This is a genomic window from Methylocystis sp. Se48, assembly GCF_056269425.1.
On sequence record NZ_CM149850.1, the window covers coordinates 2,861,238 to 2,875,334 of the forward strand.

General features: G+C 66.4%; 12 protein-coding genes. All 12 read right to left on the minus strand.

Features of this window, described 5'->3' with window-relative positions; all coding sequences use genetic code 11:
• Position 1 precedes the first annotated feature (1 nt).
• A complete protein-coding gene (gene murB, locus ACV959_RS14005) occupies positions 2-922 on the minus strand; it encodes a UDP-N-acetylmuramate dehydrogenase (RefSeq protein ID WP_475737190.1) in 921 nt (306 codons plus the stop codon).
• Positions 919-1,476, minus strand: coding sequence for a hypothetical protein (locus tag ACV959_RS14010; protein WP_475737191.1), 558 nt, complete (start codon positions 1,474-1,476; stop codon positions 919-921). Before ACV959_RS14010 ends, murB begins: the two co-directional genes overlap by 4 nt.
• Positions 1,477-1,548: 72 nt before the next feature.
• Entirely contained in the window at positions 1,549-2,958 is a 1,410-nt protein-coding gene (gene murC, locus ACV959_RS14015; protein WP_475737192.1) for a UDP-N-acetylmuramate--L-alanine ligase, read from the minus strand.
• Between the two features lie 15 nt (positions 2,959-2,973).
• Positions 2,974-4,074 carry an undecaprenyldiphospho-muramoylpentapeptide beta-N-acetylglucosaminyltransferase gene (gene murG, locus ACV959_RS14020; protein ID WP_475737193.1) on the minus strand — a complete coding sequence of 367 codons (1,101 nt, stop codon included), beginning with the start codon at positions 4,072-4,074 and terminating at the stop codon, positions 2,974-2,976.
• A gap of 1 nt (position 4,075) precedes the next feature.
• A complete protein-coding gene (locus tag ACV959_RS14025; protein ID WP_475737194.1) occupies positions 4,076-5,236 on the minus strand; it encodes an FtsW/RodA/SpoVE family cell cycle protein in 1,161 nt (386 codons plus the stop codon).
• Positions 5,233-6,660: a UDP-N-acetylmuramoyl-L-alanine--D-glutamate ligase gene (gene murD / locus ACV959_RS14030; RefSeq protein ID WP_475737195.1), complete on the minus strand. Its 1,428-nt coding sequence runs from the start codon at positions 6,658-6,660 to the stop codon at positions 5,233-5,235. The genes ACV959_RS14025 and murD overlap by 4 nt, the downstream gene beginning before the upstream one ends.
• A gap of 2 nt (positions 6,661-6,662) precedes the next feature.
• Complete coding sequence (gene mraY / locus ACV959_RS14035; protein ID WP_475737196.1) at positions 6,663-7,745, minus strand: phospho-N-acetylmuramoyl-pentapeptide-transferase; 1,083 nt, start codon at positions 7,743-7,745, stop codon at positions 6,663-6,665.
• A gap of 10 nt (positions 7,746-7,755) precedes the next feature.
• Positions 7,756-9,177, minus strand: a complete 1,422-nt coding sequence (locus tag ACV959_RS14040) for a UDP-N-acetylmuramoylalanyl-D-glutamyl-2,6-diaminopimelate--D-alanyl-D-alanine ligase (RefSeq protein WP_475737197.1) — start codon at positions 9,175-9,177, stop codon at positions 7,756-7,758.
• Positions 9,174-10,628, minus strand: a complete 1,455-nt coding sequence (locus tag ACV959_RS14045; RefSeq protein ID WP_475737198.1) for a UDP-N-acetylmuramoyl-L-alanyl-D-glutamate--2,6-diaminopimelate ligase — start codon at positions 10,626-10,628, stop codon at positions 9,174-9,176. The genes ACV959_RS14040 and ACV959_RS14045 overlap by 4 nt, the downstream gene beginning before the upstream one ends.
• Complete coding sequence (locus tag ACV959_RS14050) at positions 10,628-12,406, minus strand: peptidoglycan D,D-transpeptidase FtsI family protein (protein WP_475739673.1); 1,779 nt, start codon at positions 12,404-12,406, stop codon at positions 10,628-10,630. The genes ACV959_RS14045 and ACV959_RS14050 overlap by 1 nt, the downstream gene beginning before the upstream one ends.
• Before the next feature lie 14 nt (positions 12,407-12,420).
• On the minus strand, positions 12,421-12,894 hold the full coding sequence (gene ftsL, locus ACV959_RS14055) for a cell division protein FtsL (RefSeq protein ID WP_475737199.1): 474 nt from the start codon (positions 12,892-12,894) through the stop codon (positions 12,421-12,423).
• Positions 12,894-13,934, minus strand: coding sequence for a 16S rRNA (cytosine(1402)-N(4))-methyltransferase RsmH (rsmH, locus tag ACV959_RS14060; protein ID WP_475737200.1), 1,041 nt, complete (start codon positions 13,932-13,934; stop codon positions 12,894-12,896). Before rsmH ends, ftsL begins: the two co-directional genes overlap by 1 nt.
• Positions 13,935-14,097 lie beyond the last annotated feature (163 nt).

Genomic DNA, 14,097 nt, shown 5'->3' on the forward strand with positions numbered 1-14,097 from the left:
GTCAGGGGACGCCGATCCGTTTGATTTCCCATTGCAGCTCGACGCCGCTCGTTTCCTTGACGCGGCGGCGCACCTCCTCCCCAAGCCCCTCGATGTCGGCGGCGGTCGCGCGACCGCGGTTGATGAGGAAATTGCAGTGCATCTCGCTCACCTGCGCGTCGCCCATCGCGAGCCCGCGGCAGCCCGCCGCGTCGATCAGCCGCCACGCCTTGTGGCCCTCGGGATTCTTGAACGTGGAGCCGCCGGTCTTTTCCTTGATCGGCTGCGAGGCTTCGCGCGCCTGCGTGATGCGATCCATTTCGGCGAGGATTGCTTTCGGATCGCCCGGACGCCCCTGAAACAGGCCCTGTGTGAAGATCACGTCGCCCGGCGCCGAGCAGTGGCGGTAGCTGTAGCCCATGTCCGAATTGGAGTAGACGTGGATATTGCCGGCGCGGTCGACGCCGCGCGCCTCGATCAGCGTGTCTTTGGTTTCGCCGCCATGCGCGCCGGCGTTCATCCGCAGCGCCCCGCCGATGCAGCCGGGAATGCCGCGGAAGAAAGCGAGGCCGTCGATGCCGGTGTCGGCCGCCGCCCGCGCCGCCTTGACGTCCGGCGCGGCTGCGCCGATGCGCAACCGGCTGCCCGCCTCGATGAAAATATCGCCGAACCCTTTGGCGGAAAGACGAATGACGACGCCGGCGACGCCGCCGTCGCGCACGATCAGGTTCGAGCCCAGTCCGATGACCGTCACCGGAATCTCACGCGGCAGCCGCGACAGGAAGTAGGCCAGATCCGCTTCGTCGGCCGGCATGAAGAACGCCTGCGCGGGCCCGCCGACGCGAAACCAAGTATAGGGAGCGAGCGGCTCGTTCGCCGTGAGACGTCCGCGCAGGTCGGGCGCCCGCACGCGCAGGGAGGGCGTCAAATCAGGAAAGGTCATAGGCGCCTGTATATTTCACGATCCGCGTAGATTTCGATCGGGGCCTCGGGAATCTCGTCGAACGACATGCGATAGGCGACGCGCGGCGCATTCGATCCCCGCGCCGGCGGCTCGAGACGCTCGGGGCCGCTCCTGCGGCTCCAGATTTCCCGCATCAGCGCCACGCTTCTGGGCTGAAGGGAGACGTGGGTCGCGCCCTGCTTCGCCCGGCTCGTGTAGCCGATATCGTCGGCGTGCTCGAAATGGTTCATCTCGAAAAGCTTGCGCAAGCCCATCAGAAAACCCGGATCGGAGTAAACGACGCCGTCCTTTTCGGCGTCCCACGCCTGGGCGGCCAAGACGCATCGTATCTCCATCCGATCAGGATCCGCTCTCTCGTTGTCCTCGATGTAGGCGTCGACGTCGGAGATGACCTCGACCTCGCCCCTCGAATTGGTCTCGAACGCCATTACCTCAAAAGCGATGTAATCGATTTCGACCGATTTGGAGACCTTCGTCCACCAGCCGTTGCCGCTGGTGCAGATCCGGATAGGCGACGGAGGAGAACAGCTCATGCCGGCGGCGCCTCGCTCGACTCCGGAAACGTGTCGCGCGCCGACGAAACAACGAGTCCCGCGCGAAACGTTTCACGACTGACCGCCCGCTGCCAATTGTTCGGGCAATGCATACGCCCATTGTGTGATATTGCCGGCCCCAAGGCAAACTACGAAATCGCCGGGACTCACAATTTCCCGCACCATTGCGGGCAATACTTCGGGCGACGGAAGGCTTACCGCGCGACGGTGGCCGTGCGCGCGGATGGCGGAAACGAGCGCATCCCGGTCCACGCCCGCAATCGGCTGCTCGCCCGCCGCGTAAACGTCCGCGACGATAACCACGTCCGCATCGTTGAAGCAGGTCGCGAAAGCGTCGAAGAGCGATTGCAGGCGCGAGAAGCGATGCGGCTGCATGACCGCGACGACCTTGCCTTTCGTCGAGGCGCGGGCCGCGCGCAGCACCGCGCCGATCTCCACCGGATGATGTCCGTAGTCATCGAAAACCTGCACGCCGTTCCATTCGCCCGTGCGTGTGAAACGCCGTTTGACGCCGCCGAAGCCGGCGAGGGCCTTGCGGATCTGGTCTGGCGACAATCCGAGTTGATAGGCCACGGCAATGGCCGCCGTGGCGTTCAGCGCGTTGTGATGGCCCGGCATCGGGAGCACGAGATTGTCCAGATAGGTCGCCTGAGCCGTCTTGCGGTCGCGCAACAGGACGTTGAAGCGGCAAATTCCGCCTTCGAGATTCACGTCCAGCAGGCGCACATCCGCCTGTGGATTCTCGCCGTAAGTGATGACGCGGCGATCCTCGATCCTGCCGACCAGCTCCTGCACGGTCGGATGGTCGAGACACATCACCGCGAAGCCGTAAAACGGAAGATTTTCGATGAAATTTCGAAAAGCCTCCTTGATCGCGTCGAAGGTGTGGAAATGATCGAGATGTTCGGGATCGATATTGGTGACGATCGCGACGTCCGCCGGAAGCTTCAGGAAAGTGCCGTCGCTCTCGTCCGCCTCCACCACCATCCATTCGCCGGCGCCGAGGCGGGCGTTGGTGCCATAGGCGTTGATGATGCCGCCGTTGATGACCGTCGGATCGAGACCGCCGGCGTCGAGCAGCGTCGCGACGAGAGACGTCGTCGTGGTCTTGCCATGCGTGCCCGCGATGGCGACGCATTGCTTGAGGCGCATCAGTTCCGCGAGCATTTCCGCGCGGCGCACGACCGGCAGACGTTTCTCGCGCGCGGCGACGAGTTCCGGATTGTCGCGCTTGATCGCCGTCGAGACGACGACGACGGCGGCCTCGCCCAGATTTTTGGCGTCATGGCCGACGTGGACCGTCGCGCCTTTTTCCGAGAGGCGCTTGACGTTCGCGTTCTCCGTGGCGTCGGACCCCTGCACCTTGTAGCCGAGATTGAGCAGCACCTCGGCGATGCCCGACATGCCGATGCCGCCGATGCCGACGAAGTGGATGGGGCCGAGATCGCGCGGCAGTTTCATTCCAATGTGTCTCCGTTAGGACGCGCGGCCTTGCGCCACGCTCAGTATCAGATCGGCGAGCCGTTCGGCCGCGTCCGCGACGCCGACGCGCCTTCCGGCTTCGGCCCGCTGCGCCAGCTGCTGCGGCGCCTCGATGAGCTGCGCGAGACGCGCGGCGAGGAAAGCGGGCGTGAACGCGCTCTGCCTCACCGACTCGGCCGCCCCCGCCCTTTCGATGAAGGCCGCGTTCGCCGCCTGATCGCCGTCGAGCGATTGCGGCAGCGGCACGAGAAGCGCGGGCCGCCCGACGACGGCAAGCTCGGAAACCGTCGACGCGCCCGACCGCGAGATCACGAAATGCGCCTGCGCGATGCGCAACGGAAGATCCTTGAAGAAAGGCGCGATCTCGACGTCGACGCCCGCGTTCCGGTAAATCGCCTCGACGCGCGAAATGTCTTCCGCGCGCGTCTGTTGCGTCAGGCGAAGGCGCGAACGCAGATGCTCGGGCAGCGCGGCGATCGCCTCCGGCACGATGTCCGCCATCACGCGCGCGCCCTGAGAGCCGCCCGTCACAAGCAGGCGAAAGACGCCGTCCGAGAAGTCGGGATAGGGAATCTTCGCCGCATCGAGGACGGCGGGCCGCACCGGATTGCCCGTGACGACGACCTTCCCGCGCAGCGGCGGCGGCGCATCGAGATCGGGCAGACCCGCGGCGATCTTGTCGACATGGCCGGAGAGGAAGCGGTTCGCCTTCCCCATGATGGCGTTCGACTCGTGCAGCACGCTCGGAATTTTCAGAAAGGCTGCGGCGAGCAGCGGCGGCACGGTGGGATAGCCGCCGAAGCCGATGATCGCGCGCGGCCGGATCGCGCGCAACAAGGCCGCCGCCTGCGCCGCGCCATAGGCCAGCTGCGCCACCGCCTGCGCCTTGGCGATGAATGAGCCGCCGCGCGGGGTGGCGGAGGGAATGCAATGCATGGCGCGCGCCGGAAAACTTCCGCCATAGGCCAGCGCGCGCTCGTCGGTGACGAGTTCGACCGGAACGCCGTGCGCCGTCAGCGCATGGGCGAGCGCTTCGGCCGGGAAGAGATGGCCGCCGGTGCCGCCGGCGGCGAGAAGAATTGGCTGATCGCTCATGTCACGCGGCCGCCGGAAGGGGTTCGCCGCTCGCGGCGACCTGGGTGAGAACGCGCGTGCGCGGCCGCTTGCGCGTGACCGCGAGCAGGAACCCCATGCCGAGCGAGAGCGAGATGAGCGACGAGCCGCCGTAGGAGACGAACGGCAGCGTCATGCCCTTCGCGGGCATGAGATGGACGTTCACCGCCATATTGATACAGCTTTGAAGCCCGAACAGCATGACGAGACCCGCCGTCGCGAAGCGGCAGAAAGGATCCTCGTTGCGCGCGGCGGAGAAGAGACCGCGCACGACGATGAAGGCGAAGACGCTCGCGAGCGCGATGCAGACGATCACGCCGAATTCCTCGCCGATCACCGCGAAAATGAAGTCCGTATGCGAGTCCGGCAGAATGCGTTTCACAGTGCCTTCGCCGGGCCCCTTGCCGAACCACGAACCGGCGATGAAACTTTCGAGCGCCGTCTCCGACTGGAAGTTGGAGGGCACGCCCGCGACCGGCGGCGGCGGCTCGAGAAAAGCCTCGATGCGCGCATGGACGTGCGGCACGAACTTATAAGCGAGCAGCGCCGAAAACACCGCGACGCCGCCGAGGCCGATCACCCAGACCACATGCAGGCCCGCCATGAAGAACAGCGCGCCCCAGACGATCGAGATGAGCATGGTCTGGCCGAAGTCCGGCTGCAACACCAGCGGACCGACGGCAAGCGGAAAGAGCAGCAGCGCGATCCAGTTGCCCGGCACGTCCTTGCGCCGCGCGCCCTCCGAAAAAGCCCAGGCGACGACGACGACGAAGGCCGGCTTGAGAAATTCCGACGGCTGAATGCCGAAGATCCACCGCTTGGCGCCCTTCACTTCCTGCCCGAAGAACAGGGTCGCGACGACGAGCGCGAGCGAGACAAGAAAGACGACGAGCGCCATGCGGCGCACATGACGCGGGGAGAGGAAGGAGGTTCCGATCATCACCGCCAGCGCCGGCAGGAGATAGGCGACCTGGCGGTTGACGAAGTGGAACGTGGGCAGATGCAGGCGCTCGGCCACGGGCGGACTGCCCGCCATGGCGAAGACGAGTCCGGCGACGATCAGCAGACCGATGGCGGCGAGGAGCCAGCGATCGACGGTCCAGGCCCAATCGGAGAGCGGGGTTCGCTCGGCGCGCGAAATCATGTGCGTCCTCCTCTGCGGGAAGCGATTATGGCGGGCAGCCCGGCCACGAGCCCGCGGAAAGCGTCGCCGCGCGCCTCGAAATTCGCGAACTGGTCGTAAGACGCGCAGACCGGCGACAGCAGCACGACCGGCTCGCGCGCGCCGCCGTCGAGCGCGTCGAGCGCGGCTCTGGCCGTCGCGACATCGAGAGTCTCGCAACGCTCATAGGGCAACGCGCCCTCCAGCGTGCGCGCGAATTCGTCGCTCGCGTGGCCGATGAGATAGGCCTTGCGGATGCGCGGAAAATAGCCCCGCAGCGGCTCGATCCCGCCCTCCTTCGCCTTGCCGCCGACGATCCAGTAGATGTCGGCGAAGCTTGCGAGCGCCTTCTCGGCCGCATCGGCGTTCGTCGCCTTGGAGTCGTTGACGAAGAGCGCGCGCTCGATCCGGCCGACCTCCTCCATGCGGTGCGGAAGGCCCGGATAGCTCAGGAGTCCCCTGGCGATTTCCTCGTTCTCGAGTCCGCACTCCCACGCCGCCGCCGCAGCGAAAGCGGCGTTTTGCGCATTATGCGCGCCCCGCAGCGCCCGCGCGCCCTTCACCGATCCGAGAAATTCGACCTCCTCCGGCCCGTGTCCCCGCTCCCGGAAATAGACGTCGCCGCTCTCGACATAGAATCCCCAATCGAGCGCCCGCGCGCCGGAGACGGGCGCGACGCGCTGGCCATCGCGCGCATTGGCGGAAAGCCGCGCGCCGATCGCATGCGTGTAAGCGTCGTCGACGCCCACCAGCGCAACCTCGGCGCCGGCGACGAGCCGCTCTTTCACCGCCGCGTAATTCTCCATCGTGCCGTGACGGTCGATATGGTCCGGTGTGAGATTGATGAGCGCGCCAACCGTGGGATTGATCGACGGCGTCAGGTCGATCTGGAAGGACGAACATTCGATGACATGAATGCGATCCTCCGCCGGAGGCTCGAGGTCGAGGATCGGCACGCCGATATTGCCGCCGAGCTGCACGTCGCGGCCGGCCTCGCGCAGAATATGCGCGATCAGCGCCGTCGTCGTCGACTTGCCGTTGGTGCCGGTGATGGCGACGAAGGGCGAACCGCCCGTACGCGCGGCGCGCTCGCGGCAGAACAATTCAATGTCGCCGATGATTTCGACGCCCGCCGCGCGCGCGAGCGGGACGGTCCAGTGCGGCGCGGGATGCGTGAGCGGCACGCCCGGCGTGAGCACGAGCGCCGCGAAGCGCGACCAGTCGGCATGATGCAAATCTTCGAGCGGCACGCCCTGCGCGACCGCCTTCAGCCGTCCAGCTTCGCCGTCGTCCCAGGCGTGCACCTGCGCACCGCCGGCGATCAGCGCCCCCGCCGTGGAGAGGCCGGAGCCGCCTAGCCCAAACAGCGCGACGCGTTTGTCCTTGAAAGTCGTTACGGGCGTCATCGTCACCTCAACTTGAGGGTCGAAAGACCTGTGAGCGCCAGAACGAAGGCGATGATCCAGAAGCGGATGACGATCTGCGGCTCCTTCCAGCCCTTTTGCTCGAAGTGATGATGGATGGGCGCCATCAGGAAAATGCGCTTGCCGGTAAGTTTGTAATAGGCGACCTGAATGATGACCGAGGAGCCTTCGAGGACGAAGAGGCCGCCGACGATCGCGAGAACGAATTCCTGCTTGACGGCCACGGCGACGGTGCCCAGCAATCCGCCGAGCGCGAGCGAGCCCGTGTCGCCCATGAAAATCTGCGCCGGCGGCGCATTGAACCACAGGAACCCGAGTCCCGCGCCGATGAAAGCCGAGCAGACGATGGTGAGTTCGCCGACGCCGGCGACATAATTCACGCCGAGATAATTCGAAAAGATCGAATTGCCGACGAGATAGGCGAAAATCGCGAATGTTCCCACCGCGATCATCGAGGGCACGATCGCGAGCCCGTCGAGTCCGTCCGTGAGGTTCACGCAATTGCCGGCGGCGACGATGACAAAGGCGCCGAAGACGATGAAGAACGCGCCCAAAGAGCCTACATAACCCTTGACCATGGGAATAGCGAGCTTCGACATATTGTCGCCGCCGACCTTCATCAGCAGCCAGCAGGCGACGCCGGCGATGAGAAACTCCAGGGCAAGACGCGCCTTGCCGGAAAAGCCCGCGTGCGACTGCTTCGTGACCTTGAGATAGTCGTCGTAAAAGCCGATCGCGCCGAACGAGGCCGTGACGAACAGAACGATCCACACATAATAGTTGCGCAGATTGGCCCACAGGAGCGTCGCGGCGATGAGGCCCGAAAGGATCATGAGCCCGCCCATCGTCGGCGTGCCCTTCTTGGTCACGAGATGGGACGCCGGGCCGTCTTCGCGGATCGGCTGGCCCTTGCCCTGCTTGATGCGCAGCGCCGCGATGATGCCGGGGCCGAAGAAAAAGACGAAGAACAGCGCCGTCGCGGCCGCACAGGCGGCGCGGAAGGTGATGTAGCGGAAGATATTGAGCGGACTGTAGAGGTAGGACAGGTCCGCGAGCAGCGTCAGCATAGCGCCTTCCTTAGCTGGCCTTTTCGGGCAACGCGAATTTGGCTTTCGCGGCCGCGACGATGCGCGACATTTTCGATCCGTTCGAGCCTTTGACCATGAGCACGTCGCCGGGCCGGATCGCGGCGAGGATCGCCTCTTCCAGCTCGAGCGACGTCGCTCGATGCGCGCCGCGCATCCCGTCTGGCGCGGCGTAGTAGAGGCGCGACATCAACGGGCCGGCCGTGAAAAGAAGGTCGACCTTCGCGCGAGAGAGATCGTCCGCCAGGCCCGCGTGCAGCTCGGCGCCCTGCGGCCCCAACTCCAGCATGTCGCCGAGCGCCGCGATCCGACGCCCGCCCGCGCCAGGCGCCGTCGCGGCGAGCAGATCGAAGGCCGCGCGCATCGAGGTCGGATTGGCGTTGTAGCTCTCGTCGATCAGGGTGAACTCGCCCGAGCCGACCACGAGACGTTCCCGCTGACCGCGCCCCGAGGGCGGCGCGAACTCGGCCAAGGTCGCGGCGGCCTTCGCCACGTCGAGATCGAAGACGAGTGCGATCAAGAGAGCGGCCAGCGAGTTGAGCGCGATGTGCTTGCCGGGCGCCCCGATGCGATAGGTCAGACGCTTGTCGAGGATCTGCGCCTCGACTTCACAGCCGTCGTCTATCTGCCTGTAGGACAGAAGCTGCGCCTGCGCGTCCTGCGATTCGCCGAAAGTAAATATGTGCGCCGCCGTTTGCGCGGCCGCCGCAGCAAGCCGCTCGTAATGATCGTCGTCCCGGCTGACGATGGCGACGCCGCCGTCGAGTCCGGAGAAAATCTCCGCCTTGGCGTCGGCGATTCCCTCGACGGACTGGAAATGCTCCAGATGCACCGCAGCGACTTTCGTGACGACGGCGACGTGAGGCCGGACCTGCGCGACCAGACCGGCGATTTCGCCCGCGTGGTTCATGCCGAGTTCGAACACGCCGAAACGCGACGACGCCGGCATGCGCGCGAGCGTGAGCGGCACGCCCCATTGATTGTTGTAGGATGCGACGGAGGCGTGCGCGTCGCCGAATTTCGACAGCATCAGCCGCGTCATGTCCTTCGTCGACGTTTTGCCGACCGAGCCGGTGATCGCCGCGATGAAGGCGCTGCTGCGGTCGCGCGCGCGCATGCCGAGAAGCTCCAGCGATCGCTGCACATCCTTTACGACGAAGAGCGGCCCGGCTCCGGCGAGTTCCGCCGCATGGGCTTCGTCGATCACCGCCGCTGCGGCGCCCTTCTCGAAAGCTGCGCGCACGAATTCATGGCCGTCGCGCGCCTCGCCCTTGATGGCGACGAAGAGATCGCCCGCCTCGAGCGTGCGCGTGTCGATCGAGACGCCCGTGACCTCGCGCGCCAGCGGGCCGCTGACGCGGGCCTGCAAGGCGCCGACGAGCGCCAGTCCCGACCAGAGAGGCTCCTGCTTCATGAACCGTGCTCCTGCAAAGCTTTCGCCACCGCTTCGTGATCGGAAAAGGGCAATATGCGATCCCCGACGATCTGGCCAGTTTCATGACCCTTGCCGGCGACGACGAGCGCGTCGCCGTCGCGAAGATCCGCGACGGCCTTCGAAATGGCTTCGCCGCGATCCGCGATTTCGATGACCCGCGCGGCCTCCGCCCGACCCGCGCCCGCGATGACGGCGGCGCGGATCGCGGCCGCGTCCTCGCTGCGCGGATTGTCGTCTGTGACGATCACGACGTCGGCCATGCGCGCGGCGATCTCTCCCATGAGCGGGCGCTTGCCTTTGTCGCGGTCGCCGCCGCAACCGAAGACGACGATGAGGCGCGATTTCGTGAGCGGACGCAACGTCGCGAGAACCTTTTCCAGCGCGTCAGGCTTGTGCGCGTAATCGACGAAGACCGGCGCGCCGCCGCGCGCGCCGACGAGTTCGAGTCGCCCCGGCGCGCCCTGGAGATTGCCGAGCGCGGCGAACACCCGGGCCGGATCGTCGCCCGCCGCGATGGCGAGGCCGGCCGCGACAAGCGCATTGGAAGCCTGAAACGCGCCGGCCAGCGGCAAGTCCACCTCGTAGCGAACGCCTGCATGTTCGATCGCGAGACGCGTCGCAAGCGCATGTGCGCGCATTTCTTTCAGCGTGATCGCCTCGCCTTTCGCGCCGACGCCGAAGAGCGTGAGCCCACGAGCCGCGCAGCCTTGCGCCACGCGCGCGGCGACGTTGCTGTCGGCGTCAATCACCGCGGTTTGTCCGGGCTGAAGCAGCGTGTCGAAGAGACGCATCTTCGCCGCGAAATATTCCTCCATGTCGCGATGGTGGTCGAGATGATCGCGCGAGAAATTGGTGAAGGCGGCGGCCGCGAGGCGCACGCCGTCGAGACGGCGCTGATCGATGCCGAGAGACGACGCCTCCATCGCGAGATGCGTCACGCCGCGCGCCGCGAGTTCGTCGAGCGACTTGTGCAGTTCGACCGGGCCCGGCGTCGTGAGCGCGCCGTAATGGGCGCCTTTTGAGTCGACAACGCCAACGGTTCCCAGCGACGCGGCCTCATGACCCAGCGCCGCCCAGATCTGGCGCAGGAAGGCGACGACGGAGGTCTTGCCGCTCGTGCCCGTGACGGCGACGATCGTTTTCGGCTGGCGCGGATAGAAGCGCGCGGCGGCCCGCGCGAGCGCGGCGCGCACATCGTCGACGACGACGAGCGGCAACGGACACTCGGCCTCGCGTTGCGCGACGACGACGCTCGCGCCGCGCGCCTTCGCGTCATTCACGAAAGACAGTCCATCGCCCGCATGGCCGGGAATAGCGAAAAAGACGAAGCCCGGGCCAACCGCGCGGCTGTCGGCGGAAAGTCCCGCGACGTCGAGCGTCGCGAGCGCTGGATCGAGATCGTTTGTCGCGAGAAGCTCGACGAGACGCATCAGTGTCCATGGCCTCCGGCTGCCGGAACATTAGCCATGCCATATCCGAGTTTCGCAAGCAGCGGGAAGGGCAGATGCGGCGGCTCGAAACGCGGCGCGAGGCCGAGGATCGGACCGACGCGCTCGATGATCTCGCCCGTTACATAGCCGGAATTGTAGGCCGCCGTCGCGTAGCCGCCGGTTTCCGGAAGCCCCTGCGGCTCGTCCATGATGGTGAGGAAAAGATACTTCGGCTTGTCAGACGGCGCGACGGCCATGAAGGTCGTGAACAGTCGGTTCTTAGAGTAATGGCCGCCGATCACCTTTTCGGCCGTGCCGGTCTTGCCGCCGACGAAATAGCCGGCGATGTCGACCTTTTTCGCGGTGCCGATCTCAGCGTTGAGGCGCATCAGATAGCGCATCGCTTCGCTCGTCTCGGGCTTGATCACCTGCACGGCGTCTTTCATCGCCTCTTCCGGGCTGCGCTTCAGGAAGGTCGGCGTCATGAGATAGCCGCCGTTCATCAGCGCGCCGACCGCCATCATCGCCTGCAACGGCGCCACGGCGAGACCGTGGCCGAAGGCGATCGTCATGGTGTTCAGCTCGCTCCAGTTCTTTGGGTAGAGCGGCTCGGCGCTTTCAGGCAATTCCGTGCGCATGCGCGTCAGCTGGCCCATCTTGCGCAGAAAGGCCTTGTGCTTCTCGACGCCCTGCCCCATCGCCATGCGCGCCGTGCCGACGTTCGACGAATAAGTGAAGACTTCCGGCACGGTCAGCGCGCGGTTCTGCGCATGGTAGTCGTGAATCTTGAAGCGGCCGAAGGAGAGCGCGCCGCGCGCGTCGAGGCGCGAGTTGAGATTCACCTTGCCCGAGTCGAGCGCCATGGCGATGGTCAGCGCCTTGAAAGTCGAGCCCATCTCATAGACGCCGACGTTCATGCGGTTAATGTGCAGCGGGTCGAGCGCGTCGGTCGGCTTGTTCGGATCGTAGTCGGGCAGAGACGCCATGGCGATGATTTCGCCCGTATTGACGTCCATGATCGCCGCCGCGCCGGCCTTGGCCTTGAAGTGTTCGACGCCCTTCGCGAGTTCGTCGCGCAGCGCATGCGTCGCGCGAATGTCGAGCGAGAGCGTCACCGGCTGCAGATCGTCGGGCGTCGCGCCGAAGCCGAGATTGTGGAGATCCGCGAGGCCCTGCCCGTCGATGTATTTCTCGATGCCGGCGATGCCCTGGTTGTCGATGTTCGCATAGCCGAGCACATGCGCGCCGATCGGGCCGTTGGGATAGACGCGCTTGTTCTCCGCGATGAGGCCGACGCCGGGAAGTCCCAGATGAAACACCTCGTCGCGCTGGTGCGGCGTGACTTCGCGCTTCACCCAGACGAAGCCTTTTTTGGAGCCGAGGCGTTCGCGCAACTCCTTTGAGTCGACGTCCGGCAGAACGGCCGTGAGCAGTTCGGTCGCTTCGTCCTTGTCGATGAGACGGCGCGGCTCGGCGAAAACGGACATCACTTTCACGTCGCTTGCGAGCACTTCGCCGTTGCGGTCGAGAATATCGGGGCGCGAGGCGGCGACGGCCTCCGCGGCGGCGCGACGAATCGTCGCCGGCTCGGGCCTGAAGCCGAGATAGACGAGCTTGGCGCAAATGACGCCGTAAAGCGCGAGGAAACCCAACGCCGCGAGTCGCATGCGCGGCGCGCTGGAGGCGAGGCTCGTCGTGAAGGCGGCGCGGACCATGCCCGCATATTTCGACGGCCTCTTCGTCGGACGGGCCGGCGGCGTTTCGAGCATGTCCGGCATGTGCTGACGCTCTGTCATGGCTTCTTCTGCTCGCGGCTCGGGCTCTGCTGGCTGGCGCTCGGCGCCTTGGTCGTCACGACCTTGGGGGTTGCGGTTCTCGTTTTCGGCGCGTCCGCTTTCGGCGTTGTGGGCGTCGCTGGCGCCGCCGCCGGGGTCGCCGGCAGGCTCAGGCCGATTTCGGTGAGCTTGGCGCCGATGGAGTCGCTGCGCGCCTTCTGCGGCAGCGCCGTTGCGGGCACGAGTTGCGTCACCTGAAGCGGCTTCAAGTCGGGCAAATATTTGTCGGCGAGCGGCTGAAGACGCTCGGGCCGGGTCATATAGGCCCATTCCGCCCGCAATACGGCGATGGCGTCGCGCTCCTGCTTGATCTCGATTTTCGTCTTGGCGATCTGCTCGTAGCGATAGGCCGTCTGATATTTGATCGAATAGGCGTAAACCGCCGAGCCGACAAGCGCCAGAATCGCGACGATGTTGAGAAGCCGGAGCATTACGGTTTTCCTTTGTCGCGGACGGGCAGACGCGCGAGACGCGCGAGGCGCTCGCCCGGCGGCAGCGCCGGCGCGGCGGTGCGCGTAGCGTGACGAAGCTTGGCGGAGCGCGCGCGCGGATTTGCCGCCGTCTCCTCGCGCGAGGGCGCGATCGGCTGGCGCCCCTCGCAGACGAAGCTCGAAGGCGGCGGCGCGGCTTCGCCCGGCAGGCGGCGCGAACCGGTTTCGCCGCGCCCCGAGCGCTCCGCGAGAAACTGCTTCACGATGCGGTCTTCGAGCGAATGGAAGGTGACGACCGCAAGTCGCCCGCCTTCCGCGAGCACGCGCTCGGCCGCCGCGAGGCCGTCGAGCAATTCGCCCAATTCGTCGTTCACGGCGATGCGCAGCGCCTGGAAGCTCTTGGTCGCGGGATGAATGTCGCCCGGCCGCCCCGGCGCGACGCGCGCGATCATTTCCGCGAGCGGCTTGGTCGAGGTGAAAGGCGCGAGCTTGCGGTCGTGAACGATGGCGCGCGCGATGCGGCGCGCCGCGCGTTCCTCGCCGTAAAAATAGAGGATGTCGGCGAGCGTCTCCTCGTCCGCCTCATTGACGATGTCGGCGGCGGAAAGGCCCCTGCCCTCCATGCGCATGTCGAGCGGGCCGTCGCCGCGAAAGGAGAAGCCGCGTTCGATCTCGTCGAATTGCATGGACGAGACGCCGATGTCGAGGACGACGCCGTCGAGCGGCGCAAAGCCCTGCGCGCGCGCCGCGTCTTCGAGCTGCGAGAAGCGCGCTTCGACGAGCGTCAGCCGTCCGCGCGCCTGCGAGACCAGGTCGGCCCCCGCGGCGATCGCCATCGGGTCGCGGTCGAGCGCCAGAACCCTTGTGTCGGCGGCGGCGAGCAGGGCGCGCGTATAGCCGCCCGCCCCGAACGTGCCGTCGAGATAGCGGCCGCCGTTGCGCGGCCGCAGCGCCTCGACGGCCTCGCGCAGCAGAACGGGCACATGCCGGACCGGACCGCCATCCGCCGGGATTTGATCCGCGCCGCGGTCCTTCCCCATCACGCTCGCCCTCGCATTCGCCGCCGCCGTTCGTCCCCTCCGCCGGACGCGGCCCGCCGGGCCGGCGAACAACCGGCTCGCGGTCTCGAAGCGTCGCGGCGAAATCTCTGGGCGGGCCATCGTTTCTTCAGGGCGTCGGCGAAGCGGCGGCGGGCCGCAGCGC